This is a genomic window from Microbacterium suwonense, from assembly GCF_030296555.1.
Lineage (GTDB): Bacteria > Actinomycetota > Actinomycetes > Actinomycetales > Microbacteriaceae > Microbacterium > Microbacterium suwonense.
Map to the genome: position 1 here is coordinate 1616321 of NZ_AP027728.1, position 24562 is coordinate 1640882.

The following is a 24562-nucleotide window of genomic DNA, read 5'->3' on the forward strand; positions in this document are numbered from 1 at the left end:
ACGGCTCAGATCCGACAGTGTCGGTCGGGGCACGCGACACGATAGATTCTCCTGCGGAGGTCCCGATGACAACTGCCCCTGTGCACCCCGATTCCGCAACCGACGGCCCGCCGCGCAACGCGCTCGACCGATTCTTCGAGATCACGAAGCGAGGATCGAGCTTCGGCGCCGAGATCCGCGGTGGAGTGGTCACGTTCGTGACGATGGCGTACATCGTCATCCTGAACCCGATCATCCTCTCGTCCACGACCGACATCTCGGGCAACGCGCTCGACTTCCTGCAGCTGAGCGCCGTCACCGGTCTCACTGCCGCGGTGATGACGATCCTGTTCGGCCTCATCGCCAGGCTGCCGTTCGGCTTCGCGGCGGGGCTGGGCATCAACGCCTTCCTGGCGTTCTCGGTGGTCGGAGAGGTCACCTGGCCCGAGGCGATGGGTCTGGTCGTCATCAACGGCCTCATCATCGTGGTGCTCAGCGCCACCGGGCTGCGCCGGATGATCTTCGACGCGGTGCCGATGCAGCTGAAGATCGCGATCACGGTGGGCATCGGCCTGTTCATCGCCTTCATCGGCTTCGTGAACGCCGGTTTCGTCACCGCCGCCTCCTCGCCGCCCGTGACACTGGGCATCGGCGGCTCGGTCAGTACCGTGCCGACCCTGATCTTCGTCATCACCCTGCTGCTGACCGGCGTGCTCGTCGCCCGCAAGGTGAAGGGCGGCATCCTGATCGGCCTGGTCTCGGGCACCGTGCTGGCGGTGATCGTCGAGGCGATCTGGCACATCGGCGCGAAGAGCGACGACAACCTCGGCGGCTGGGGTCTGTCGGTTCCGGCGCTGCCCGAGCAGCTGGTGAGCCTGCCCGATCTGTCGCTGGTCGGCCAGGTGGACCTGTTCGGCTCGTTCGGCCGGATCGGCGCGCTGGCCGCGCTGATGCTGGTGTTCACCCTGGTGTTCACGAACTTCTTCGACGCCATGGGCACCATGACCGGGCTCGCGAAGGAGGCCGGTCTCGCCGACGAGAAGGGCAACTTCCCGCGGCTGAAGTCCTCGCTGATCATCGAGGGCGTCGGCGCCGTCGTGGGCGGTGCGACCTCGGGGTCGTCGAACACGGTGTTCATCGAGTCGGGAGCGGGCATCGGCGAAGGGGCGCGCACAGGGTTCGCGAACCTGGTGACCGGTGGGCTGTTCCTGATCGCGATGTTCTTCACCCCGCTGGTGTCGATCGTGCCGACCGAGGTGGCCGCAGCCGCCCTGGTGATCGTGGGTGCGCTGATGATGAGCCAGATCCGCTTCATCGATCTGACCGACTTCTCGGCTCTGTTCGGAGTGTTCCTCACGGTCGCCGTGATGCCGATGACCTACTCGATCGCCAACGGCATCGGGGCGGGCTTCATCGGCTGGGTCGCGGCCCGTGCGTTCGCGGGCAAGGCCCGGGAGATCAGCCCGCTGCTGTGGATCGTCACGGCCGGGTTCGTGATCTTCTTCGCCCGGGGTCCGATCGAGGTGCTGCTGGCCTGACATCCATCGAGCCTGCCGACACCCGTTGCCACGGATGTCGGCAGATTCTACGGATGTCGGCGCAGATCACCGCATTTCTCACGCAAACCGTATTCTGAGCCGACATCTGTGGCGAGGACACCAGAAGCCCAGACAGGACGAAGGCCCCGGGGTGGAGCCCGGGGCCTTCGTCGTTCAGCTTAGCCGATCGGTCAGAGACCTTCGACGATGGAGCGCATCAGCTCGGCGGTCTCGGACGGCGTCTTGCCGACCTTGACCCCGGCGGCCTCGAGGGCCTCCTTCTTGGCCTGCGCGGTGCCCGCCGAGCCCGAGACGATGGCGCCGGCGTGGCCCATGGTCTTGCCCTCGGGCGCGGTGAAGCCGGCCACATAGCCGACGACCGGCTTGGTCACGTGCGACTTGATGTACTCGGCCGCGCGCTCCTCGGCGTCGCCGCCGATCTCGCCGATCATGACGATGGCCTTGGTGGCGGGGTCGGCCTCGAAAGCGGCGAGCGCGTCGATGTGGGTGGTGCCGATCACCGGGTCGCCGCCGATGCCGATGGCGGTGGAGAACCCGATGTCCTTCAGCTCGAACATCATCTGGTAGGTCAGGGTGCCCGACTTCGACACCAGCCCGATCGGGCCGGTTCCGGTGATGTTGGCGGGGGTGATGCCGGCCAGCGCCTCGCCGGGAGTGATGATGCCGGGGCAGTTCGGCCCGATGATGCGGGTCTTGTTGCCCTTCGACTTGGCGTACGCCCAGGCCTCGGCGCTGTCGCCGACCGGGATGCCCTCGGTGATGACCACCAGCAGCGGGATCTCGGCGTCGATGGCCTCGATCATCGCATCCTTGGCGAACTTCGGCGGCACGAAAGCCACCGAAACGTCCGCACCGGTCTTCTCGATGGCCTCGGCGACCGTTCCGAAGACGGGCAGCTCGACCTCGCCCTCACCGGGCTTGTCGTGGGTGACGGTCGTGCCGGCCTTGCGGGCGTTCACGCCGCCGACGATGTTCGTGCCGGCCTTGAGCATGAGGGCGGTGTGCTTGGTGCCCTCGCCGCCCGTGATGCCCTGGACGATGACCTTGGAGTCCTTGTTGAGGTAGATCGACATTTCTCTGATTCCTTCAGTCTCAGGCGTTCGCCAGCTCGGCGGCCTTGTCGGCGCCTTCGTCCATTCCGGCGGCGAGGGTCACCAGCGGGTGGTTCGCCTCGGCGAGAATGGCCCGGCCCTGCTCCACCTGGTTGCCGTCCAGGCGCACGACCAGCGGCTTGGTAGCGGCATCGCCGAGGATCTCGAGGGCCTTCACGATGCCCTCCGCCACGGCCACGCACGAAGTGATACCGCCGAAGACGTTCACGAACACGCTCTTGACCTGCTCGTCGCCGAGGATGACGTCCAGTCCGTTCGCCATGACCTGCGCATTGGCGCCGCCGCCGATGTCGAGGAAGTTCGCCGGCTTGACGCCGCCGTGGTTCTCGCCCGCGTAGGCGACCACGTCGAGCGTGGACATGACCAGGCCCGCGCCGTTGCCGATGATGCCGACCTGACCGTCGAGCTTGACGTAGTTCAGACCGGATGCCTTGGCCTTCGCCTCCAGCGGGTCGGCGGCGGACTTGTCCTCGAGCTTCTCGTGCTCGGGGTGGCGCACCTCGGAGCCGTTCTCGTCCAGCGAGACCTTGCCGTCGAGTGCGATGATGTCGCCCTCTTCGGTGCGCACCAGCGGGTTCACCTCGACGAGCGTGGCGTCCTCGCCCTTGTAGACGTCGTAGAGCTTGACGAACACGTCGGCGACCTTCGAGACGAGCTCGTCGGGGAAGTTCGCGGCCTTAGCGATCTCGATCGCCTTGGTCTTGTTGATGCCGACCAGCGGGTCGACCTCGACGCGGGCAAGAGCCTCGGGCTTCTCGACGGCGAGCTGCTCGATCTCCATGCCGCCCTCGACGCTGCACAGCGACAGGTAGGAGCGGTTGGCGCGATCCAGCAGCACCGAGAAGTAGAACTCCTCGGCGATGCGAGCGCCGGCGGCGACCATGACGCGCTTGACGACGTGGCCCTTGATGTCCAGGCCCAGGATGGCCTTGGCTGCCTCGTAGGCCTCGTCGGGGTTCTTGGCGACCTTGACGCCGCCTGCCTTGCCGCGGCCACCGGTCTTCACCTGAGCCTTGACGACGACGACACCGCCGAGCTTCTCGGCCGCTGCCTTCACCTCCTCGGGGGTGTCGGCGACGATGCCGGCGAGAACCGGCACTCCGTAGGATTCGAATAGGTCTCGTGCCTGGTACTCGTAGAGATCCACGTGCAGTCCTTCGCTGGTTGCGGCGGGTGGGACGCGACAGTTCTGTCGGGTTGTCGATGATTCGACCCGATCAGCAAGCCTACTACCGCTGGCGACATCCCCCGAACGGCCGAGACTAGGCTTCACCCTATGCAGCATCCGTCTCCGTCCCACACCGGTGTGGTCGCCGCCGCGCTCGAACTGTTCGCCACCCAGGGTTTCGAGGCCACGTCGGTCGAGCAGATCGCCAAGGCAGCCGGCGTCTCGCGCTCCACCTTCTTCCGACAGTTCGGCGGCAAGGAGGACGTGGTCTTCACCGATCACGAGCAGATGCTCGCCGATCTGCGCGCGTTCTTCGAGCAGCCGCACGACGATCCGTGGGAGGCCGTCTGCGCGGCATCCGAGCGCGTCTTCGACTACTTCGTGCGCGACCCCGAGCTCGCCCGCCGCCGGTACGAGATCGTCCGTCAGGTGCCGGTGCTGCGCAATCGCGAGATCGTGACCGTGTTCCGCTACGAGCGGCTGTTCGACGAGTACCTGCGCGATGCGCTCCCTGGCATCTCGCCGATCGACGCGGTCGGTTTCTCAGCGCTGGTGACCGCCGTGCACAACCACGTGCTGCGGCAGCTGCTGCGCGGCAAACGCGTGCCGGTCACCACGCTGCGCGCCGCCCTCGACGACGTGCGCCGTCGCTACGGCGTGCTGCCGGGCGGAACGGATGCCGCATCCGACGACGTCGTGGTGGCGGTGTTCCCCCGGTCGATGCCGATCGCCGAGATCTCCCGCCGCGTGCAGGCCGAGCTGTCTGACTGACTCAGGCCATGACGAGATGGCTCAGTCGTCGCATCCGCACTTGCCGGCGGCGTTGCGCACCATGAAGCACACCTCGCACACGCCGTAGTCGCGTTCCTCACGCCGGGTGGCGGCCCTGGGGGCGCGCGCAGCGGATGCCGTCTTCGCGGTGCTGCGCGTGCCGGCGGCGCGGGTTCCGGCCGACCGCCGGCCCGCGGTCGTGGCCGAGGGCAGCGCGCTGGGCTGGGTGACGTAGAAGTAGGGCGCGCGTCCCTCGCTGGCCTGCAGCGGCAGCGCACGACCGCCGACGAGCACCTGCTCGTCTTCGGTGAAGCCGTTGATGTAGGTGCGGCCGATGTGCAGCGCGGCGCCCTCGCGCCGGAGCGCCTCGATGTAGCGGCCGCGGTCGATGAAGGTGATCACGCCGACGGCGTTCGAGACGGCTTCGACGAAGGCGTGGTTCTCTTCGGGGATGCGGTGTGCGCGGAGCGCGTCGGCGAGGGATCGGTAGGGGCGGGAGGTTCCGGTGGGGGTCGGCCCCTGTGTCTCGTTCATCACCTCGATTCTCTCACTCGCGCAGGCCCGCCGGTGGCCGACCTCTGCCCGTGGCATGACCTCTCCCGCCGGCGTGACCTCTTCCTCGTGACACACTGGGGGCATGGCGCGCGCGACGGTGATCGGCAGCGGACCGAACGGGCTGGCTGCTGCCGTCGCGCTGGCACGAGCCGGCTACCGGGTCGAGGTGCGGGAGGCGGCCGGCGTCGTCGGCGGCGGGGTGCGCACAGCTCCCGGCCCACTGCCCGGTTTCGTCTCCGACGTCTGCTCGGCCGTGCACCCGGCCGCGCTGGCCTCCCCGTTCTTCCGGGCGTTCGGGATCGCCGAACGCGTGGACTGGATCGTCCCGGAGATCTCCTACGCGCATCCGCTGGATGGCGGCCGGGCGGCGATCGCCTGGCACGACATCGACCGGACCGCGCAGGCTCTGGGCTCAGACGCACGCGCCTGGTACGCCCTGCTGCGTCCGCTCGTGCGGCATATCGAGGGCGTGGTCGACTTCACCGGCAACCAGCTGCTGCGGTGGCCGGCCGATCCGGTCGCGGCGGCGCGGTTCGGCATCCGGATGCTGGAGCAGGGCACCCCGCTGGCTCGCCGCACCCTGCGCACCGAAGAGGGTGCGGCACTGCTGTCGGGCGTGCTCGCGCATGCCAACGCCCCGCTGCCCTCGCTCAGCGCGGCCGCAGCGGGTCTGCTGCTCGCCGCGCACGGTCATGCCGGCGGCTGGGCGTATCCGAGGAGGCGCGCAGCGCATCGCCGACGCGCTGGCATCCGATCTCGAAGCGCACGGCGGCAGCATCCGCACCGGCGAGCACGTGCACGATCTGCGCGGGCTGGACTGGGGCGACCCCCGGCGCGGCGACCTGCTCGTGCTGAACACCTCGCCGCGACTCGCCCTCACCCACCCCGACGTCCCGGCGGGCTATGCACGGGCGCTGCGCGCCTACCGGTACGGTCCTGCGGCCGCGAAGGTCGACTTCGCCCTGGACGGGCCGATCCCCTGGGCGAACCCGGATGTCGCACGTGCACCGACGGTGCACCTGGGCGGCACGCGCGAGGAGGTGTGGGCCAGCGAGAACGCCGTCGCCCGCGGCACGGTCGGCAAGCGCCCGTACGTGCTCGCCGTGCAGCCGTCGGTGCTCGATGACACCCGGGCCCCGGCGGGCAAGGCGGTGCTGTGGACCTACATCCATGTGCCGGCCGGATCGGAGCTGGATGCCACTGAGCTGGTCACGGCTCAGGTCGAGCGCTTCGCGCCGGGATTCCGCGACCGGGTGCGAGAGAGCCACGCCGTGCCGGCATCCGCACGGGAGATGCTCAATCCCGCCGAGCTCGGCGGCGACATCTTCGGCGGGGCCTTCACGATGCTTCAGGCCGTGCGGCGCCCGGTGGTCTCCCGCGCACCGTGGCGCACCCCGATGCGCGGCGTGTACCTGGCATCCGCCTCCACCCCGCCCGGCCCCGGTGTCACCGGGATGCCGGGCTGGCTCGCCGCGCGCACCGCGCTGCGCGACGCCGGCTTGCCGCACACCCTCCCCGACCTGTTCTGAAGCCCGTCTATTTGTGCCGAATGCGGGCGAAAGCCACGGGTTCCGCCGCATTTGGCACAAATAGACGGGCTGTGACGCGGGGTTGCGGATGCGGGCGGCACGGGCGCTAATGGGAACATGTACGACATCCCCGCGCCGATGCTCGCGAAGGCCGCCGCGTCCGTCCCGGATCCGGCGAAACGGCCGCTGCTGTACGAACCGAAGTGGGACGGATTCCGCGGCCTGATCGGGTGGGACGGCTCGACCCTCGAGATCGGGTCACGCGGCGCGAAGCCGCTCACGCGCTACTTCCCCGAGCTCGTCGAACAGCTGCCGGAGCTGCTGCCCGGCCCGTGCCTGCTGGACGGCGAGATCGTCGTGGCGACCGGATCCGCCGGCGCACAGCGCCTGGACTGGGAGGCGCTCAGCCAGCGCATCCACCCCGCGGCGACCCGGGTGGCCAAGCTGGCGGTCGAGACCCCGGCGATGTTCGTCGCGTTCGATCTGCTCGCCGTCGGCGACGAGGATCTGCAGCAGCATCCGTTCCGCGAACGCCGCGCGCGACTGGAGCGGATGCTGCACGGCGCGCGCGCTCCGCTGCACCTGACCCGCACGACCGAGGATCCCGACCTCGCCCGGCGCTGGCTGGCGGAGTTCGAGGGTGCCGGTCTCGACGGTGTGGTCGCCAAACCGCTGGATGAGCCGTACGCGCCGGGGAAGCGCGCGCTGATCAAGATCAAGCACGTGCGCACCGCCGATGTGGTCGCACTGGGCTACCGCGTGCACAAGAGCGGCTCCGGCGTCGGCTCGCTGCTGGTCGGGCTGTACGGCGATGACGGCGTGCTGCGGCAGGTGGGCGGCGTGGCGGCGTGGACGGATGCCATGCGGAAGCAGCTCGTCGACGACCTCGCGCCCCTGGTGGAGCGCGACGAGTCCGGGGAGGCGGTGGTCGGCGAGGGCGAGCGCTCCCGGTTCACCGGCGCGAAGGACGTGTCGTTCGTGCGGCTGCGGCCCGAGCGCGTGCTGGAGGTGCGCTACGACCAGCTGGAGGGCGTGCGCTTCCGGCACACGGTGCAGTTCGAGCGCTGGCGTCCGGACCGGGATGCGTCATCGTGCACCTACGATCAGCTCGACACGGTGGCCGGCTACGACCTCGCCGACGTGCTGGCCTGATCCGCCCCGAACCACCCGTCTATATGGCGCGTATGCACGGTTTCGAGGGGTTTTCCGTGCACGCGCGCCATATAGACGGGTTCTGGACGGGGTTGCGGGGAGGGCGGGTCACTCGTCCCAGTTCTCGGCGACCTTCTTGCTGGGCTGCACGCGCGGGGGCTCGCCGGGCATCTTCGGGAACTCCGGCGGGAACGACAGCTCGCCCAGGCCGTCGGAGAGGTCGCGCTCCCACCACTCCAGCAGCGTGTCGATGCGCCCGGGGGCATCCTGCATCCGTGCCCACGGGTCGCCGACCTCGGCCAGTCGCGCGGGGATGCTCCGCACCGTGAACCGCGTCGGATCCAGCTCGTCGAGCTCCTCCCACTCCAGCGGTGTCGACACCGGCGCACCGACCTTCGCGCGCGGACTGTACGCGCCGGCCATCGTGCGGTCGCGGTTGGCCTGGTTGAAGTCGACGAAGATGCGCTCGCCGCGCTCCTCCTTCCACCAGCTCATCGTGACGGCATCCGGCATCCGCCGCTCCAGCTCGCGACCGGCGGCGATCACCGCATGCCGCACCGTGAGGAACTCCCACTCCGGCACGATCGGGCAGAACACGTGCAGGCCGCGGTTGCCGCTGGTCTTGATGAACGGCTCCAGGCCCGCCTCCTGCAGCACGGCGCGCAGCCCGTGCGCGGCGGAGACAGCCTCGGCGATGCCGGTCCCCGGCTGCGGATCCAGGTCGATGCGCAGCTCCACCGGGTTGTCGGTGTCGGCTGCCAGCGAGGCCCACGGATGGAAGACGATCGTGTTCATCTGCACGGCCCAGACGATGGCGCTGGCACGGTTCAACACGATCTGGGGGTGGCTGCGCCCCGAGTTGTAGGTGACGGTGACGGCATCCACGAAGTCGGGCGCGCCCTTGGGCGGGTTCTTCGAGAAGAAGCCGCCGGCCCCGGGGTCGGCATCCGGGTCTGCGGAGCGGATGCCGTCACGGAACCGCTCCAACGACACCGGGCGGTGCCCGTTCGCCGCGAGGAACGGCTCCGACACCTGCTGCACGTAGTCGGCGTACTCGGCTTTAGTGATGCCGTCTTCACCCGGCACCGGCCAGACGACCCGGTTCGGGCTGGACAGCGACACCTCGCGTTCGCCGTCGGTGTCGGTCACGGTCAGAGTCACGCGCTCAGAGGCCATGACCCGACCTTAGGTGCTCGGCGCGCGCGGGGACAGGGGTTGCGCGAACCGACAGGAACCCGTCAGAAAACGGATGCCGGCAGCGAGTCCGGTGCGTACAGCGCGCGGGCCAGGCCGTCCATGATGTCGGGGATGCGCGTGCCGCCGGCGAAGATCTCGGTATCGGCGGCGTCGATGATGCGGCGGTGCTCGCCTGCCTTCGTGAGGGCGATGCTGGGCTGCGCCTCGAGCAGTCCGTCGATGCCGCCGGCGCTCTCGAGACCCTTGGTCATCACGAGGATCACATCCGGGTCGATGCGCATGAGTGCTTCCGGTGTCATCGGCCGCTCCCCACCCAGCCGATCTCGGTGGCGACGTCGATCGCACCGACGGAGTCGATCAGCGAGTCGGCGCCGCTGCCCTCGCCGAACAGGTAGTAGATGCCGGCCGTGCCGCGCACGTACAGGAACGCCACTCGGGGTCGCCTGTTCTCGTCGGTCGGCGCGAGGCGCGCGATCTCGGCGCTCTTCTGCGCGATCGCATCGTCGAGCGCGTCGATCAGCTCGTCGGCGGACGAGGCCGTGCCCAGCGCCTCGGCGATCGTGCGGATGGCCTGATACGTGGATTCCGGGTCGGTGGCGCGGGGCACCGTGACGACGGGGATGCCCGCGTCGCCCAGCTGCAGCACCACATCGGTGGGTCCGATCGATCCGTCGGTGAGGATCAGCGTCGGATCGAGCGACAGCACGGCCTCGGCGTCGACGGTGTGGCCCTTCTTGGTGACCACGGGCAGGTCGCCGGTATCGGACAGGTCGGTGGCGACGTCGCGCCCCACCAGGCGGTCGCCGAACCCGAGGGCGTCGACGAGCTCGGCGGTGGTTCCGCTGAGCGAGAGCGCGATGATCCGCGACGTGTCCGTCACCGTCACCTGGCGTCGGCCGTTTCCGTCATCGGAGGTGACGGTGACGGGCAGCTCGGGCTCGGATGCCGTGATCGGTGTGAGGCTGGGGCCGCCGATGATGACGGTCGAGGGCCCTTCGACAGTGCGAGGGTCGGCGACCGGTGTCAGCTCGGACAACGGGGGAAGCTCGACCGCCGTCTTCTGCGCCGACGATTTCTCGCCCGCCGCCTCCTGTGCGGTGGCTGCCTGGCAGGCCACCAGGGAGAGGGCGAGGAGGATGCCGCCGGCTGCAGTCAGGAGGGGACGGATGCCGCGCATGCGCGCCTTTCTCACGGGTTCGGGCTTAAGGTAAGCCTAGCCTAAGATAGTCGGGTGCCCTCTGACTTCGCCGTGTCCGCCCCCGCCCGTCGGCGCAGGTCGGATCCGCTGGGGATGCCGGCCCTGCTCGCCGTCGGGCTCACGATCGCGCTCCTGGCTGCGCTGATCATCACCACGGGGGTCGGCCAGCTCAATGTGCCGCCCGCACAGGTGCTGGGCACGCTGCTCGAGCCGCTCGGCATCCGCGGGCTGCCGCTCCCCGAGCTGGAGACCGCGCAGCGGGGGCTGTGGACGATCCGGTTCCCGCGTGCCGCCATGGCGGCGATCGTCGGCGCGGCGCTCGCCGTCGCGGGACTGCTGATGCAGGCGATCTTCGGCAACCCGCTCGCCGAGCCCGGCGTGGTGGGCGTCTCCTCGGGCGCCGCCGTCGGGGCGGGGTGTGCATCGTCTTCGGTCTCAACGCGTTCGGGGAGTGGACGGTGCCCGCGTTCGCGTTCGTCGCAGGGCTCGGCGTCAGCCTGGTCGTGTACGGCCTGAGCCGGGCGGAGGGCCGCACCGAGGTCGTGACGCTGGTGCTCACCGGCATCGCCGTGAACGCGGTGGCCGGCGCGGCGATCGCCCTGCTCACCTTTCTGGGCGACACGCAGTCCCGCGAGCAGATCGTGTTCTGGCAGCTCGGCAGCCTGGCCGGCAGCCGCTGGTCGCAGGTGCTGATCTGCGTGGTGCTGCTGGTCGGCGGCCTGATCGCCGCCTACCTGGTGGCGCACCGCCTGGATCTGCTCGCCCTCGGCGAGCGCAGCGCGCGCCATCTGGGCGTGCACGTGGAGCGGCTGCGGCTGTTCACGATCGTCGTGGTCGCCCTGCTGGTGGGATCGGCGGTGGCCTTCGCCGGCATCATCGCGTTCGTCGGCCTGGTCATCCCGCACCTGATGCGCATGATCCTGGGACCGGCCCATCTGCCGCTGATCACCGCCAGCGCCCTGGGCGGCGCGCTGCTGCTCACGCTCGCCGACCTCGGCGCCCGCACGATCGTGCCGATGGCGGATATGCCGCTGGGCATCCTCACCTCGCTGGTGGGCGGGCCGTTCTTCTTCTGGATGCTGCGACGCACCCGGAGAACCTCGGGAGGCTGGGCATGAGCGCTGTTCCGGTCTGCGCCCTGCGCGGCGCCACGGTGATCCGCTCCGGGAACGTGCTGCTGGACGGGGTCGACCTCGAGCTGCATGCCGGCGAGGTGCTCGCAGTGCTGGGCCCGAACGGCGCCGGCAAGTCCACCCTGCTGGGTGTGCTGGCCGGTGACATCGCCGTCGAGCACGGCGAGGTGGAGTTCGCAGGCAGGCCGCTCGCCGCTTGGAGTCTGGGCGAGCTGTCCCGCCGGCGCGGCGTGCTGCTGCAGGACAATCGCACGGCCTTCCCGTTCACGGTGCAGGAGGTCGTGGAGATGGGCCGCGCGCCGTGGCGGCGCACGGCGCAGGCGGACGAGGATGCGGATGCCGTCGCCTGGGCGCTGGAGATCGCCGACGTCACGCATCTGGCTGCACGCCGTGTGCCCTCGCTGTCGGGCGGCGAGCGCGCCCGCGCCGCTTTCGCCAGGGTGATCGCCGGACGCACCGGGGCGGTGTTCCTCGACGAGCCGACGGCCGCACTGGACATCGGCCATCAGGAGGCGCTGCTCACCCGCGCCCGCGACCTCGCACTCGATGGCGCGGCGGTGCTCGTCGTGCTGCACGATCTGAACCTGGCCGCCGCCTACGCGGATCGGGTGATGCTGCTGCAGCAGGGCGCGGTCGCGGCCGTCGGAACGGCAGATGAGGTGCTCACCGCGGCGAACGTCTCGAGCGTCTACCGCACGCCGGTGGAGGTGATCCCCCACCCGGTGACCGGGCGGGGGATCATCGTTCCCTTGCGCTGAGCGCGGACGCGGCTCACCCCCGCCGGCGTCGGCGCGCGATCAGGAACCCTCCGGTCGCTGCGGCGATCGCGACCACAGCGCCGCCGCCGATGGCGAACGGCACCCACCCGGCGCTCTCGCCGGGCGTCTCCTCCTCGGGCGTCTCGGTGCCCGCCTCCGGCGCCTCCGCGGCGGGTGTCTCATCGGCAGCGGAGTCACCGGCGGAGGTCTCGGAATCGGCGGTCGGGCAGGACAGCTGCACGTCCACCGTCACCGGGTCCAGCTCGTCGCCGGCTTCGTAGAAGCCTCCGAAGGCCGGCGCACCCGCATCCGTCAGCACGGCTGGCGCATCTGCGACAGCGGCGGTTCCGGCCGAGGCATCGACGACGATCGGCTCGCCCAGCGCACCGACCTCTGCCTGCTTCTCGTCCACCGCGGGGGCGCCCGAGGTGTCGGTGCTGCGTACATCCAGCTGTAGCGTCGCCGTGCCGTCCTCGGCGATGACGATGCTCGGCGAGGCGAGCGTCATGTCCAGCACGCCGCCGTGCCCGGTGAAGTGCACTGTGCCGGCGAAGGCGATCGTGCCGGCACCGGTGGCCGCGTCGATCTCGCCACTGGCACCGGCGAAGGTGAACGAGGGCGTCTCGTAGGTCGCGCCGGCGGTCGCCTCCCAGGAACCTTTGGCGATGCTTCCGGAGATGTAGGAGCGGAAGCTCTCTTTCACACCCCACGTCATCGTGCCCGATTCGATGCTGCAGCCCTCGGCCGCGGCGGCGGGTGCACTGACCAGGCAGATGGGCACGAGGGTGGCGACCGCAGCCAGCAGCAGTGCGGATCTGCGGCGATGGTTCCTCACGGAACTTCTCATGGTTGTCCTCTCTCATCCGGATGCGGGGTGCCCCTGCGCAGAAGGGCACCCCGCATCCGTTCAGCCGATGGCGGTCAGGCGACGCGACGTCGGCGGATGACGGTCAGCGCGGCACCGGCCAGCAGCAGGCCGATGCTCAGCGCGACACCGAGTGCCGGCGCGTCCGAACCGGTCGAGGCCAGCGCGGCACTGCTGCCGGACGCCGGATCCGTCATCGAATCGCAGGAGGTGCTGCCACCCAGCGACACCCGGAACGACAGCGCGTCCAGCACCGCACCGGCATCGTAGAAGCCCGCGAAGGCCGCAGCGCCGGCCGAGGTCAGTCGCGCCGAGGCGCCGTTGACCGCGAACGTCGAACCAGAGCTCTTGCCATTGAACGACAGGGTCGCGAAGCGCACCGTGGCATCAGTGGTCTTCGTGCCCGCCGTGTCGGTGGAGCGCACGTGCGCGTACAGCGAACCGGTTCCGTTGCCGTTCAGCACGATGCGCGGGTTGCTCAGCCGGAAGTTCAGCAGCCCGTCGTGCCCGGTGGCGGTGATGCTGCCGGTGAAGCGGATCTGACCGCGATCACCTGCGTCGACATTCACGGCGCCGCTGCTGACGCTGAACGATCCGCCGGTGAAGTCGCCCTTCGCGATCGGCCCGGTGACATAGGAGCGGAAGCTCTCTTTGAGCCCCCAGTTCAGCGTGCCGCTGGTGACGGAGCGCGCCACGCAGACCTGCTCGACGGGCGCGGTCGGGGTCGGGTCGGTCGGGACGATGATCGTCGTCTCGACGGTGAACGGAGCCGTGAGGAATGCCGTGGGCTCGCTGGCGCCTGCCGCGTCGACACGGAAGGCGTGCACCTCGTGGGCGCCGGAGGCGAAGTCCGCTGGCACCGTCCAGGACAGCCGTGCGGTGCCCTGACCGTCAGCGACCGCCGTTCCGGCGTCGACCGGGTCGGAGTGCACCTCGAAGCGCACCTTCTGGCCCTGCTCGAGACCGGTCACCACGAAGTCGAGCGCGTCACCGGGCTTGACAGCCTCCGCGCCACCGATGACCTCGAGCGCGGGCTCGTCATCCGGTTCGGGCTCGGTCGGGCGCTCACCGCGGTAGTCGATCGGCGTCGCGGTCTCCTGCTCGGCGTTCTTCTGACCGCCGGCTGCGTAGGTGTAGACGCCGTAGGAGCCGCCCTCCACGACGGACTTCGGCGCGGCCACGGTCAGCGTCGCAGTGAACGTGCCGTCGGTGCGCAGCTCGGTCCACTGAGCGCGGATCGTGTCACGGTAGCGCTCGGGCACCTTCTCGAGAGTGTCGGATGTCAGTGCCCACAGCTGCGCACCCACCTGACGCTCACTGCTGGGGGCATCCGCCGACGGCCGCCAGTCGGCGCCGAAGCTGCCGAAGACCACGTAGTCGCCCTGAGGCAGGTCGCTCGGGATCGGCATGCCGCGGCCGCCGATGTTGGCCTCGGGATCGAAGCCGGATCCCTTGATCACGATGGTGTCGCCGTCGTAGACGGGCGTGCTGCCGATCGGCGTGGTGCCGTCGGCCAGGAACACCTCGACGGAGGGCTCCCACACCGGGTCGGGGTTCGGCTCGGGGTCGGGCTCAGGGTCCGTCGCGGCGCCGGCGACGGTCACGGTGACCGGCGCCGAGGTCGAGGCGAGGTGTGCATCGGAGTCCTCCGGCGCGAATGAGGCGGTCAGCTGGTGCTCTCCGGATGCCAGTGCCGAGGTGTTCAGCGTGGCGATGCCGTCGGCGACAGCGACGGTGCCGAGCGAGTCATCGCCGTCGAGGAAGGTGACTGCCCCTGCGGCAGATGCCGGAGAGACGGTCGCGGTGAGAGTGACATTCTCGCCCGTATGCGGTGCGACCGGTGCGGCCTCGATCACGGTGCTGGTGGCTGCAGCCGGCGCGGTGACCGTTGCGGTCAGGGTCAGCGGGTCGAACGGCTCGCCTGCCGGATACGTACCGGTGAAGGCGTCGGAGCCCGCCTGGGTGAGTGTGACGGCGGCATTGCTCCAGGTGTAGGTGGAGCCGGAGACCGCCGGCGTCGGGAGCGCCACCGTGGCGAAGTCGACGTCGTCGAGCGTGAAGGTCTCGCCCACATTCGACGTGCCGACGAACTTGCGCCCCTGCACATCCAGCACGAGGCTGGCCGTCGTGGGCGAGGTGACGATCACCCGGGGATGGGTGAGCTGCAGATCCAGCGCGTAGACGCCGTCCATCTCATGCGCCCGGAAGCGCAGTCCGTCGCCGTTCGCGAAGGCGATCGAGCCGGCGCTGGTGTCCGCCGCAGCGGTGCCGGAGCCGTTCGACCAGCGGTAGGTGCCGGAGACGCCGCCCAGGGTGTCGATGCGGCCGTGTCCGATCGGACCGGTCACGTAGCTACGGAACGATGCCTTCACACCCCAGTCCAGAGTGGCTGCGGTGACGGTGCTGTCTTGGGCGGGTGCGGCGGTGGCCACGGCGGGCACCAGAAGCCCACCGATGGCGAGCAGGGCTGCGGTGACGAACGCGAGCAGTGCTCGGGGTGTTCGCGACGTTCTCGGGATTGTGGACACGACGGACGGGTCTCCTCTGCGTGCATGTGCGAGGACTCGCGACTGCGAATCGGGTTAAGGTTAGCCTTACCTAATTTTTTTGGCAAATGGCAGCGAAACGCGCCGTGACGCACAGACGAGCGCGTCACGGCGCGGCGTGCCGCCGCTCAGACTGCGGCGGCCTGGCGTTCGCGCTCGAGGTCGATGAAAACAGCGGTGTTGTGGCGGTATGCCGCCCGCACCTCATCCAGCATCCGCTGCTGCTCGGGCTCCGGAAGCACCTCGCCGTAGGCGTCGAGAACCTCGCGATAGCGATTCTTGAAGACGGTCAGATCCCCCAGGTCGGTGAAATCGTAGAACGACGCCCCCTCGGCGCCGAACCCGAATTGGCGGATCACCCGGCGTGCGATCACCTGCCCCCGGAGAGGTCGCCGAGATAGCGGGTGTAGTGGTGCGCGATGATGCCGGCCGTCCAGCCTTCGTCTGCCACCTCACGGATGCGGCGCGCGTAATCCGCCGTCGCGGGAACGGCTGACAGACCGTTTCGCCAGTCGTCGCCGCGCAGGTGCCGCAGGTCGCGCTCGAGAGTGTCCATGCGCAGCAGGGACCCCGGATGCAGGACTGCCAGCATCGGGTCGTCCAGGAGCTGCCGCGAGGCCTCTTCGAGCGCCTCGTACATGAAGTAATGCTGCACCACGAGCGCGATGTAGTCGTCGAGCGTGCCCTTGCCGCGGATGACGTCGGTCATGAACGTGGCGCCCTCGCTGTCGCCGTGATCGCCCCAGGTGGCCTCGCGCAGCCGGCGGGCGAAGCTGTCGTCGGCGGAATCCTCTGCGGTTCCGTGATGCCCGTGGCCGGGTGCGCCGCCATGGGCGGGTGCGTGCGCGGCCTCATGGGGGTGGCCTCCGCCGTGGCGGGCAGTCGCATGTGGCGACGGCGCATGCTCCTCACGCGGAGTCACTCCCAACCGACGACACGCCTCCCGATAGAGCGAGACGGCCTCGCGGCGGAACTGAGCGCGCTCGACGATCTCTCCACCCGGCCAGTCCAGCACCAGTTCGTGCTCGCCTGCGGCATCCGTCACCCGCCACTCGCCGTGATGCGCGTCGAGAGTCACCATCCGCGACGATGCCGCCAGCGGATAGCCGAAGGCGCGTGCGATGAGCAGGTTGTCGTCGGCGTGATCGCCGTTCATGTGTCCGGTGACGGCGGAGATGATGGAGTCGTCGATCAGCATGCGGGCACTCTTTCGCGGCGAGGTCAATAAGGTGAGCCTTACCTACTCTAGTTGACTTGCCGGGCGGGAGGAACCGCCCGGAGCCCGGTCACCGTCTGCTCACCGCCCGCTCACCGTCTGGAGCGTCTGCGTCGCCCGTCGCGTCAGTCGTCGCCGACGTCGATGGCCAGCACCAGAACGGCACTCAGATCGTCGCGCTCGACGGCGATGGAGGGCCCGGCGATGTCGACGAGGACGCCGGCGATCTCGTCATGGTCGCTGAGCACCTTCGCCAGCTGCTCGGGCTCGAAGGGCATCGGCTTGTCCTTGCGCCCGAGCACGACGACCTCCAGCGGATGCGAGAACACCTGCAGGAAGCGACGGCCGTCGGCTGTGCGAGCCTCGGCGATGCCGACCGGCTGACCGTTGCCGCCGTCGTTGATCGCCACCCAGCTGCGGGTCTTCGCGAGCGCCTCGGCGACGCGCACCGGCGTCTGCTCGTCACGGGGTGCTGCGAGCAGCGTCTTGACCGACATGTCGGCGTCGCCCTGTTCGAGCGCCCGCTGCAGCAGTTCGGTCGGGAAGACTGCCCGGTGCGGTGCGGAGGAGTTGTCGATGATGATGCCGGAGAATCCGCCGGCGACCACCTGCTGGTACACCGAGGTCGCGGGCTGGGCGATGGCGGATGTCGATGCCGCGTCCTCCTCGCCCTGCACGGATGCCCGCAGCGCCGCGCCAGAGCTGTAGGCGAGCATGAACGAGCGATCCCCATCGCGGACCACGCCGATCGACAGCGGCTTGCCCGCGGCCATCTGCTCACGGGCGTCGCCGTGCACCCGCAGGTACAGGTGGCCCTGCAGAGACTGCCGCATGACGCCGAGCAGCTGTTCGTTGGTCACGCCTTCTTCGAGCTGCGCCAGCGCAACGCGCAGCAGCACGTTGTCGTTCAGCCCTTCGACGGTGTGCGTCTGCTCGGGAGGCAGGGCCGGCGCCAGCGGAAGACGTGCACCGCCCATCTGCGTGACGGGCACTCCGCTGCTTGAGGCCGCTCGGGGACGCGGGGTGGTCTCATCGGCGCCCTGCTCGGCATCCGGCGGCGTCTCGACGGGCATGCTCACCTCGGGCCCGGCCTGCGCGCCGACACCGCGGAACGCCTGCACCGAGATGCCGACGTCGGGAACCGGCTCACTGGGCGGCTGCTCGTCTTCGGCGACCTCGTCCACGGCATCCGCCTGGATCGGGTCCTGCGACTCGGGTTGCGCGTCGTCGGTCTTCTTGCGGCGGGAGAACAAGGCCATATCACTCAGCCTAACGCGGGGCGCCCGCACGCAGGCATCCGTCCGCAGGGCCCGGTTGTGCCCGGGCCGTAGCATGGGCGGATGGCCGCCCCGGAGAAGCTCTCGGACATCGTCACCTCGTTCCTCGACGTCGTGCACGATCGGCTCGTCGGCGATCGACGCGGCGCGGTCGCCGACTACATCCCGCAGCTGGCCGACGCCGATCCGGAGCTGTTCGGCATCGCGCTGTGCGGGCTCAACGGTCGCGTGTACGAGAGCGGCGACACGCACGTGGAGTTCACGATCCAGTCGGCGTCGAAGCCTTTCGTCTACTCGCTCGCGCTCGATGATCAGGGGCTGGATGCCGTGCACGCGCGGGTCGGCGCCGAGCCCAGCGGCGAGGCCTTCAACTCCGTCAAGCTCGAGGCCGGCACCGGACGACCGCCGAACCCGATGGTCAACGCCGGCGCGATCGTGACGACCTCGCTCGTCGAGGGATCCTCCGCCGACGATCGCTTTGCCCGCATCCTCGCCCGGCTCAGCGCATTCGCCGGCCGCGACCTCAGCGTGGACGAAGCGGTGTTCGCCTCCGAGCAGGAATCCGGTGACCGCAACCGTGCGCTGGCGTACCTCATGCGCGGCGCGGGGTCGCTGACCGCTCCGGTCGCCGAGACGCTCGAGACGTACTTCCGGCAGTGCTCGGTGCTCGTCACCGCGAGTGACATCGCGGTGATGGGTGCGACGCTCGCCAACGGCGGCGTCAATCCGCTGACGGGCGAGCGCGTGACCAGCGCCGAGACCTGCCAGCACGTCATGACGATCATGGCCACCTGCGGAATGTACGACTACGCCGGCGAATGGCTGCTGCGGGCGGGGCTTCCCGCCAAATCCGGCGTCGCGGGCGGACTGGTCGCGAGCTCACCGGGCGAGTTCGGCCTCGGCCTGTACAGTCCGCGACTGGATGCCAGCGGCGCGAGCGTGCGCGGCGTCGTGGCTGCGCAGCGGCTGGCGACGCGGTTCGGGTTGCACGTGCTGCACCGTCCGCTGACGCTGTCGGCCGCGGAGGTGACCGCAGCGAACGACGAGCTGGCGGCGGGTCTCGGCGCCGAGCAGGATGCGGTCGCCACGCAGCTGCTGCAGGAGAACGCCGACGATCTGGCCGTGTGGCGGCTGCGCGGGTACATCGACTTCGACGGCGCGGAGCGGCTGCTGCTCGACCTGGACTCGTGGCTCGAGGCCCGCCCGGCGGATCGCGAGTCGCCGGCGGTCATCGTCCTCGATCTGACCGAGGTGACTCAGCTGCAGTCCGTCGCGGTGTGGATGCTCGCCGCGCTCGCCACGTGGTGCCGGGCGCGCGGCATGCGCGTGATCGCGAGCGACCCGCAGGGCCGCAGCCTCGGAGTGGCAGGGCTCTCGCAGTCGGCGGGTTTCGACGATGCCGTGCGGGATGCCGCGGCTATGACCGGCGCGAACCCCGACGACTGAGCGGCTGCACGCGTCAGGGCAGTTGCGGGCGGCTGAGCGGCTGCGCGCGTGGCAGCTGCGCGCGGTGGGCGCGGCCGCCGGGTCAGAGCTTGACGATCGGTGCGATCTTGATCAGCAGCTTCTTCTGCCCGGCGGTGTCGAAGCGCACATGGGCGATGCGCTTGGCGCCCTCGCCGGTGACGGCCTCGATGCGCCCCTCGCCGAAGTCGTCGTGGCGGATGCGATCGCCGGTCGCCAGCTCGAGGTCGCCGTTGTCGCGCACCTTGCCGGTGACCTTGTTCGGGAACCGGTCCATCGCGGTGGAGAGCGGCTTGAGCCCCTCGCGCTTGGGCAGGGCCTGCACGCCGAACCGATCGCCGCCGCCCTTCGATGAGCCCTGACCGCCGCTCCCCCAGCCACCGGATCGGCGGGCGTTCAGCGCACGCGACTGCATGCCGCCACGTGAGTTCACATCACCCGGCGACTGGCGCCAGTCGATCAGCTCGGCGGGGATCTCCTGCAGGAACCGGCTCGGCATCGCCACCGACACCTCACCGAACTGGGCGCGCGTCATGGCGAGCGAGAGGTGCAGGCGCTTGCGCGCCCGGGTGATGCCGACGTAGAAGAGCCGACGCTCCTCCTGCGGCCCTCCCGGCTCCCCCGCCGAGATGCGGTGCGGGATGAGATCCTCTTCGACGCCGGTGACGAACACGGCGTCGTACTCCAGGCCCTTGGCGGTGTGCAAGGTCATCAGCGAGACCACGCCCGACTCGTCGTCGAGATCGTCGGCATCCGAGACCAGCGCCACCTCGGTGAGGAAGTCGACGATGGTGCCATCGGGGTTGTTCCGGGCGAAGTCGCGAGCCACGGCGACGAACTCGTCGAGGTTCTCCAGTCGCGCCTCGTCCTGCGGGTCGCGACTGGCGCGCAGGGCGTCGAAGTAGCCGCTCTTGTTCAGCAGCACCGTGAGACCCTCGGCCACCGAGGTGGGCGGGGGCAGCTCTCCGGATGCCGGCAGCAGCACCTCGGTGGCTTCGGCCAGTACGCTGTCGAGCCGGGCGATGGCCGCCTGCAGCTTCGGGCCGACTCCGAGCTCGCCGGGGTGACGCAGCGCATCGCGGAAGCTGATGCCGTGCTGCTCGGCGTACATTCCGATGGAGGTCTCGGTGACGGCGCCGATGCCGCGACGCGGCTTGTTGAGGATGCGACGCACGGCCATGTCGTCGGCCGGGTTGGCGACCGCCACCAGGTAGGCCAGCGCGTCCTTGATCTCGGCGCGCTCGTAGAACTTCGTGCCGCCCATGATCTTGTACGGCACGGCCGAGCGGATGAAGATCTCCTCCAGCGCCCGGGACTGAGAGTTGGTGCGGTAGAACACCGCCATCTCGGAGTACGCAACGCCTGCGCGCCGCAGCTGCTCCACCTCGTCGGCGACGAACTGCGCCTCGTCGTGCTGCGAGTAGCCGGTGAAGCCGACGATCTTCTCGCCCGGCCCCTTGTCGCTCCACAGGTTCTTCGCCTTGCGGTCGAAGTTGTTGCCGATCACGGAGTTCGCGGCCGAGAGGATGTTCTGCGTCGAGCGGTAGTTCTGCTCGAGCAGCACGACCTTCGCCCCGGGGAAGTCGCGCTCGAACTCGGTGATGTTGCGGATGTCCGCGCCGCGGAAGGCGTAGATCGACTGGTCGGAGTCGCCGACCACGGTCAGCGAAGCGCCCGCGGTGCTCTCGTCGGAGGAGGCCTCCGGCTCGGGCTCGAAGATCATCATGCCGTTGGAGGCATATGGTTCTGGCGCCTCGCCCTCGATGGGCTTGGTCAGCTCGCGGATGAGCGAGTACTGCGCATGGTTGGTGTCCTGATACTCGTCGACGAGGATGTGCCGGAACCGGCGGCGGTAGACGTTCGCAACCTTCGGGAAGGCGCGGAACAGGAACACCGTCTGCGCGATCAGGTCGTCGAAGTCGAAGGCGTTCGACTTCTGCAGCGCCCGCTGGTAGTCAGCGAAGATGTCGGCGAACTTCCGCTCCGCGGGGTCGGACATGTTCGCCTGGCGCGCGTAGCCCTCGGCATCCAGCAGCTCGTTCTTCAGCTTGGAGATGCGTGACTGCGCCGCTCCGGGCGTGAGGCCGTAGGCATCCGCCTCGTGCTCCTTGACCAGCCGCTTCAGCAGCGCACGCGAGTCGCCGGAGTCGTAGATCGTGAACGATTTCGTGAAGCCGAACTGATCGGCCTCACGGCGCAGGATGCGCACGCACGCCGAGTGGAAGGTCGAGATCCACATGCCGCGCGCGGTGTCCCCGACCAGCCCCGCCACCCGCTCGCGCATCTCACCGGCGGCCTTGTTGGTGAACGTGATCGCCAGGATCTGGCTGGGCCAGGCCTCACGCTGCTGCAGCAGCAGGGCGATCCGCCGGGTGAGCACACTGGTCTTACCCGAACCGGCGCCGGCGACGATCAACAGCGCGATGCCGCGGTAGGTGACGGCCTCGAGCTGCTGCGGGTTGAGCCCCGCGAGCAGTGCATCGCGGCCCTCTGCGGGCCGCGGGCCGGAGGATGCGGGGACGATGAGTGAGGCGTCGGTCATGGCCCTTCGAGTCTAGGCCGCGCCTCCGACAGCCGGCCGCCCGGCCGGTTCCGGCTGCTCGCGCAGTCAGCGCAGGAGTGCGACGGCCAGATCGGGGTGGTCGACGAAGACGCCGTCGACGCCGGTGCCGGCGATGGCCCGCCACTCCGCCTCGTAGTCGCCGAACGCCGCCTTGCCACCGCCGGCACGGTACCGCGCGTCCAGGAACTGGTTCTCCGGGCGGCAGGTCCAGGTGAACACCCGCATCCGTCGCGCATGCGCGTCCGGCACGATCGCGTTGCCCGGCTTCAGCAGCATCCGCTTGTTCACGCTGATCCCGTCCACCTCCCCGCGAAACCGGTCCAGTCCTTCCGGCGTGACCTGGTCGACGTAGTCGGGCGCGGCGCGCCCGAGCCGGGTCACGAGGTCGAAGGGCTTGCCCGCCGCCTCGATGAGATAGATGAAGGAGGCCGCGATGCCGGCCCGCTTCAACCGGGCGAGCACCGTCGACTCGAAGGCCTCGATGATCAGCGGCGACCCGCCGTCCGCCCAGCCCCCGGCCCGCAGATCGCGTTCGATGAGCGGAACCAGGTCGAGGCCGATCCCCTCGAAATAGGTGGCGTGCTTGATCTCGAGCACCATGCCGATCTCACGGCCGTGCTCGACGGAGCCCACGCGGATCATCTCCAGCAGCTCGGGCAGTCGCAGAATCGGCTGCCGGTCGTCAAAGCTCGCGCTCGAGGGGCGTACCTTGGGCAGCCGCTCCCGCACACGCAGCGTGGCGAGCTCGTCCCAGGTGAAGTCCTCGGTGAACCAGCCGGTCAGCGTCACCCCATCGATGCGCTTTGTGGTGCGGCGGTCGGCGAACTCCGGATGCTGTGCGACATCGGTCGTGCCGGAGATCTCGTTCTCGTGCCGGATGACGAGCACGCCGTCCCTGGTGGCGACCACATCGGGCTCGACGGCGTCGACGCCCATCGCGAAGGCGAGTTCGTAGGAGGAGCGGCTGTGCTCGGGACGGTACCCGGGGGCGCCGCGGTGCCCGATGATCAGCGGCGATTTCCTGGGCACGCTCTCAGCGTAAAGCACCCCACTCATAGCATCCGCCGTTATCTTTGATGTAAGAGTCGACCGATCCCTCGGGAGTAGAGGCCCACCCATGAGCAACTTCGTCTTCAACAACCCGGCGTTCAAGCAGCAGGATCCGCGGAAGGTCGCCAGTTATCCCGGCACGCCGCAGGGGTCGCAGACCGGTTACGCACCGCCGCCGCCCGCCGCCGCGCAGACCGCCTCGTTCCAGCAGGCCGGCGTCAATGCCGCAGCACAGGCGAACCTCGAGGGCATGTACACGGCCCCGTCCGCCGGTGCCATCGAGACCGACCGGATGACGGTCGAGGACACGATCTGGAAGACCGTCGGCCTCTTCGGCATCCTGCTGGTCACCGCCGTCGTCGGCTGGTTCTGGACGGCGTCGACCTTCGACCCGATGACCGGTTCTGCGGACCTGACGCCGTGGATCGTCGGTGCGCTCGGCGGCTTCGTGCTCGCCATGGTCGTCATCTTCACCTCGCGCAAGAAGGTCCGCCCGGTGCTGGTCTTCGGCTACGCCGCATTCGAGGGCCTGTTCATCGGCGCCATCTCCGCCTGGTTCGAAACGATCTTCCCCGGCGTCGTCATGCAGGCGACTCTCGCCACCGTGGCCGTCGTCGGCGTGACCCTGGCGCTGTTCGCCAGCGGCAAGGTCCGCGCGTCGGCCAAGATGAACAAGATCTTCCTGATCGCGATGTTCGGCTATCTGGCCTTCTCGGTCCTCAACCTCATTCTGATGTGGACCAACGTGCTGCCTCAGGATCTGATGTTCGGGATGCGCAGCGCGCCCAGCCCGCTGTTCGGCATCCCCTGGGGCGTCCTGATCGGCGTGTTCGTCGTGTTCATGGCGGCGTACTCACTGGTGCTCGACTTCGACAACATCCAGCAGGGCGTGCGCAACGGCGCCCCGCGCAAGTACGGCTGGATCGGCGGCTTCGGCATCATGGTCACCGTCGTGTGGCTGTACGTCGAGATCCTGCGGATGCTTGCGATTCTGCGCGGCAGCAACTGATCTGCTCCGATTCCCGGAACGGCCGCTCTCCTCGGAGGGCGGCCGTTCCGCATATACCGGGCGACACGCCGACAGTCAATGGATTCCGCATCATGCGCTGAATGAGCAAGACTGTGCGCACGACAGACCGTCGTGAATGTAAGAGAACGGAGCCTCCATCATGAGTTTCCTCGGATTTCTTCTCCTCGGACTGATCGCGGGTGCGATCGCCAAGCTGATCCTGCCAGGCAAGCAGGGTGGCGGATGGTTCGTCACGCTGCTTCTCGGAGTGGTCGGCGCACTGCTGGGCGGTTGGATCGGCAACATGCTGTTCAACGTCAAGGTCGACGAGTTCTGGTCCCTTTCCTCGTGGCTCCTGGCGATCGGCGGTTCGATCATCGTGCTGCTGATCTACGGCGCGATCGTCGGACGGGGCAGCCGCAAGGCCTGACCCACGGCAACGTGGAAGGCGGGTTCCCGAA

18 protein-coding genes and 3 pseudogenes are annotated in these 24562 nt (G+C 69.3%); 9 read left to right on the forward strand and 12 right to left on the reverse strand.

Going from position 1 to position 24562, the window contains the following annotated elements:
- Window positions 1-65: 65 nt before the first annotated feature.
- On the forward strand, window positions 66-1517 hold the full coding sequence (locus tag QUE33_RS08100) for an NCS2 family permease (RefSeq protein ID WP_286298974.1): 1452 nt from the start codon (window positions 66-68) through the stop codon (window positions 1515-1517).
- 191 nt (window positions 1518-1708) lie between these two features.
- Here the strand turns inward: QUE33_RS08100 and sucD are convergent, their stop codons facing one another.
- Window positions 1709-2611 carry a succinate--CoA ligase subunit alpha gene (sucD, locus tag QUE33_RS08105; RefSeq protein ID WP_286298976.1) on the reverse strand — a complete coding sequence of 301 codons (903 nt, stop codon included), beginning with the start codon at window positions 2609-2611 and terminating at the stop codon, window positions 1709-1711.
- A 19-nt stretch (window positions 2612-2630) separates the two neighbouring features.
- Entirely contained in the window at window positions 2631-3797 is a 1167-nt protein-coding gene (gene sucC / locus QUE33_RS08110) for an ADP-forming succinate--CoA ligase subunit beta (RefSeq protein ID WP_286298977.1), read from the reverse strand.
- A 129-nt stretch (window positions 3798-3926) separates the two neighbouring features.
- On the opposite strand from sucC, the gene QUE33_RS08115 reads away from it, so the two are divergent.
- The gene (locus tag QUE33_RS08115) at window positions 3927-4589 is read left to right on the forward strand and encodes a TetR/AcrR family transcriptional regulator (protein ID WP_286298978.1); all 663 of its coding nucleotides are present in this window, start codon (window positions 3927-3929) and stop codon (window positions 4587-4589) included.
- A gap of 21 nt (window positions 4590-4610) precedes the next feature.
- On the opposite strand, the gene QUE33_RS08120 is transcribed toward QUE33_RS08115, so the two are convergent.
- Entirely contained in the window at window positions 4611-5123 is a 513-nt protein-coding gene (locus QUE33_RS08120; RefSeq protein ID WP_286298980.1) for a hypothetical protein, read from the reverse strand.
- Window positions 5124-5226: 103 nt separating this feature from the next.
- Between QUE33_RS08120 and QUE33_RS08125 the strand changes: the two are divergent.
- Together QUE33_RS08125 and QUE33_RS08130 are read left to right on the forward strand one after the other, a co-directional pair.
- A pseudogene (locus QUE33_RS08125) lies at window positions 5227-6673 on the forward strand (phytoene desaturase family protein).
- Window positions 6674-6790: 117 nt separating this feature from the next.
- Entirely contained in the window at window positions 6791-7825 is a 1035-nt protein-coding gene (locus QUE33_RS08130) for an ATP-dependent DNA ligase (protein ID WP_286298982.1), read from the forward strand.
- Window positions 7826-7933: 108 nt separating this feature from the next.
- Here the strand turns inward: QUE33_RS08130 and QUE33_RS08135 are convergent, their stop codons facing one another.
- The 3 genes from QUE33_RS08135 to QUE33_RS08145 form a co-directional block, all read right to left on the reverse strand.
- Window positions 7934-9001, reverse strand: a complete 1068-nt coding sequence (locus QUE33_RS08135; protein ID WP_286298983.1) for a DNA polymerase domain-containing protein — start codon at window positions 8999-9001, stop codon at window positions 7934-7936.
- A gap of 62 nt (window positions 9002-9063) precedes the next feature.
- The gene (locus QUE33_RS08140) at window positions 9064-9321 is read right to left on the reverse strand and encodes a hypothetical protein (protein ID WP_286298985.1); all 258 of its coding nucleotides are present in this window, start codon (window positions 9319-9321) and stop codon (window positions 9064-9066) included.
- Window positions 9318-10214, reverse strand: coding sequence for a heme/hemin ABC transporter substrate-binding protein (locus tag QUE33_RS08145; RefSeq protein ID WP_286298986.1), 897 nt, complete (start codon window positions 10212-10214; stop codon window positions 9318-9320). Before QUE33_RS08145 ends, QUE33_RS08140 begins: the two co-directional genes overlap by 4 nt.
- A 99-nt stretch (window positions 10215-10313) precedes the next feature.
- Between QUE33_RS08145 and QUE33_RS08150 the strand changes: the two are divergent.
- Window positions 10314-11338: pseudogene (locus tag QUE33_RS08150) on the forward strand (FecCD family ABC transporter permease).
- Window positions 11335-12111: a heme ABC transporter ATP-binding protein gene (locus QUE33_RS08155; protein WP_286298987.1), complete on the forward strand. Its 777-nt coding sequence runs from the start codon at window positions 11335-11337 to the stop codon at window positions 12109-12111. Before QUE33_RS08150 ends, QUE33_RS08155 begins: the two are co-directional and overlap by 4 nt.
- 13 nt (window positions 12112-12124) lie before the next feature.
- Here the strand turns inward: QUE33_RS08155 and QUE33_RS08160 are convergent, their stop codons facing one another.
- The 4 genes and pseudogenes from QUE33_RS08160 to QUE33_RS08180 form a co-directional block, all read right to left on the reverse strand.
- A complete protein-coding gene (locus QUE33_RS08160) occupies window positions 12125-12946 on the reverse strand; it encodes an HtaA domain-containing protein (RefSeq protein WP_286298992.1) in 822 nt (273 codons plus the stop codon).
- 86 nt (window positions 12947-13032) lie between these two features.
- Window positions 13033-15504, reverse strand: coding sequence for an HtaA domain-containing protein (locus QUE33_RS08165; RefSeq protein WP_286298994.1), 2472 nt, complete (start codon window positions 15502-15504; stop codon window positions 13033-13035).
- Window positions 15505-15650: 146 nt separating this feature from the next.
- Window positions 15651-16720 (reverse strand): annotated as a pseudogene (locus tag QUE33_RS08175) (biliverdin-producing heme oxygenase).
- A gap of 143 nt (window positions 16721-16863) precedes the next feature.
- On the reverse strand, window positions 16864-17997 hold the full coding sequence (locus QUE33_RS08180) for an SseB family protein (protein WP_286298998.1): 1134 nt from the start codon (window positions 17995-17997) through the stop codon (window positions 16864-16866).
- Between the two features lie 81 nt (window positions 17998-18078).
- Between QUE33_RS08180 and glsA the strand changes: the two genes are divergently transcribed.
- Window positions 18079-19461 carry a glutaminase A gene (glsA, locus tag QUE33_RS08185; protein ID WP_286298999.1) on the forward strand — a complete coding sequence of 461 codons (1383 nt, stop codon included), beginning with the start codon at window positions 18079-18081 and terminating at the stop codon, window positions 19459-19461.
- 82 nt (window positions 19462-19543) lie between these two features.
- Here glsA and QUE33_RS08190 read toward each other — a convergent pair whose 3' ends face one another.
- Both QUE33_RS08190 and QUE33_RS08195 read right to left on the reverse strand, forming a co-directional pair.
- Complete coding sequence (locus tag QUE33_RS08190; RefSeq protein ID WP_286299001.1) at window positions 19544-22021, reverse strand: ATP-dependent helicase; 2478 nt, start codon at window positions 22019-22021, stop codon at window positions 19544-19546.
- 66 nt (window positions 22022-22087) lie between these two features.
- Entirely contained in the window at window positions 22088-23071 is a 984-nt protein-coding gene (locus tag QUE33_RS08195) for a glycerophosphodiester phosphodiesterase family protein (RefSeq protein ID WP_286299003.1), read from the reverse strand.
- Between the two features lie 88 nt (window positions 23072-23159).
- Between QUE33_RS08195 and QUE33_RS08200 the strand changes: the two genes are divergently transcribed.
- Window positions 23160-24101 carry a Bax inhibitor-1/YccA family protein gene (locus QUE33_RS08200; RefSeq protein ID WP_286299006.1) on the forward strand — a complete coding sequence of 314 codons (942 nt, stop codon included), beginning with the start codon at window positions 23160-23162 and terminating at the stop codon, window positions 24099-24101.
- 160 nt (window positions 24102-24261) lie between these two features.
- Window positions 24262-24531, forward strand: coding sequence for a GlsB/YeaQ/YmgE family stress response membrane protein (locus QUE33_RS08205; protein ID WP_286299008.1), 270 nt, complete (start codon window positions 24262-24264; stop codon window positions 24529-24531).
- Window positions 24532-24562 lie beyond the last annotated feature (31 nt).

What these genes read in the sequence shown, in the direction of transcription:
- QUE33_RS08115 (WP_286298978.1), top strand. Translation starts at nt 3,927, where the DNA reads ATGCAGCATCCGTCTCCGTCCCACACCGGTGTGGTCGCCGCCGCGCTC.
- glsA (WP_286298999.1), top strand. Translation starts at nt 18,079, where the DNA reads ATGGCCGCCCCGGAGAAGCTCTCGGACATCGTCACCTCGTTCCTCGAC.
- QUE33_RS08190 (WP_286299001.1), bottom strand. Translation starts at nt 22,021, where the DNA reads ATGACCGACGCCTCACTCATCGTCCCCGCATCCTCCGGCCCGCGGCCC.
- QUE33_RS08120 (WP_286298980.1), bottom strand. Translation starts at nt 5,123, where the DNA reads ATGAACGAGACACAGGGGCCGACCCCCACCGGAACCTCCCGCCCCTAC.
- sucD (WP_286298976.1), bottom strand. Translation starts at nt 2,611, where the DNA reads ATGTCGATCTACCTCAACAAGGACTCCAAGGTCATCGTCCAGGGCATC.
- QUE33_RS08200 (WP_286299006.1), top strand. Translation starts at nt 23,160, where the DNA reads ATGAGCAACTTCGTCTTCAACAACCCGGCGTTCAAGCAGCAGGATCCG.
- QUE33_RS08180 (WP_286298998.1), bottom strand. Translation starts at nt 17,997, where the DNA reads ATGGCCTTGTTCTCCCGCCGCAAGAAGACCGACGACGCGCAACCCGAG.
- QUE33_RS08140 (WP_286298985.1), bottom strand. Translation starts at nt 9,321, where the DNA reads ATGACACCGGAAGCACTCATGCGCATCGACCCGGATGTGATCCTCGTG.
- QUE33_RS08130 (WP_286298982.1), top strand. Translation starts at nt 6,791, where the DNA reads ATGTACGACATCCCCGCGCCGATGCTCGCGAAGGCCGCCGCGTCCGTC.
- QUE33_RS08100 (WP_286298974.1), top strand. Translation starts at nt 66, where the DNA reads ATGACAACTGCCCCTGTGCACCCCGATTCCGCAACCGACGGCCCGCCG.
- QUE33_RS08155 (WP_286298987.1), top strand. Translation starts at nt 11,335, where the DNA reads ATGAGCGCTGTTCCGGTCTGCGCCCTGCGCGGCGCCACGGTGATCCGC.
- QUE33_RS08135 (WP_286298983.1), bottom strand. Translation starts at nt 9,001, where the DNA reads ATGGCCTCTGAGCGCGTGACTCTGACCGTGACCGACACCGACGGCGAA.
- QUE33_RS08205 (WP_286299008.1), top strand. Translation starts at nt 24,262, where the DNA reads ATGAGTTTCCTCGGATTTCTTCTCCTCGGACTGATCGCGGGTGCGATC.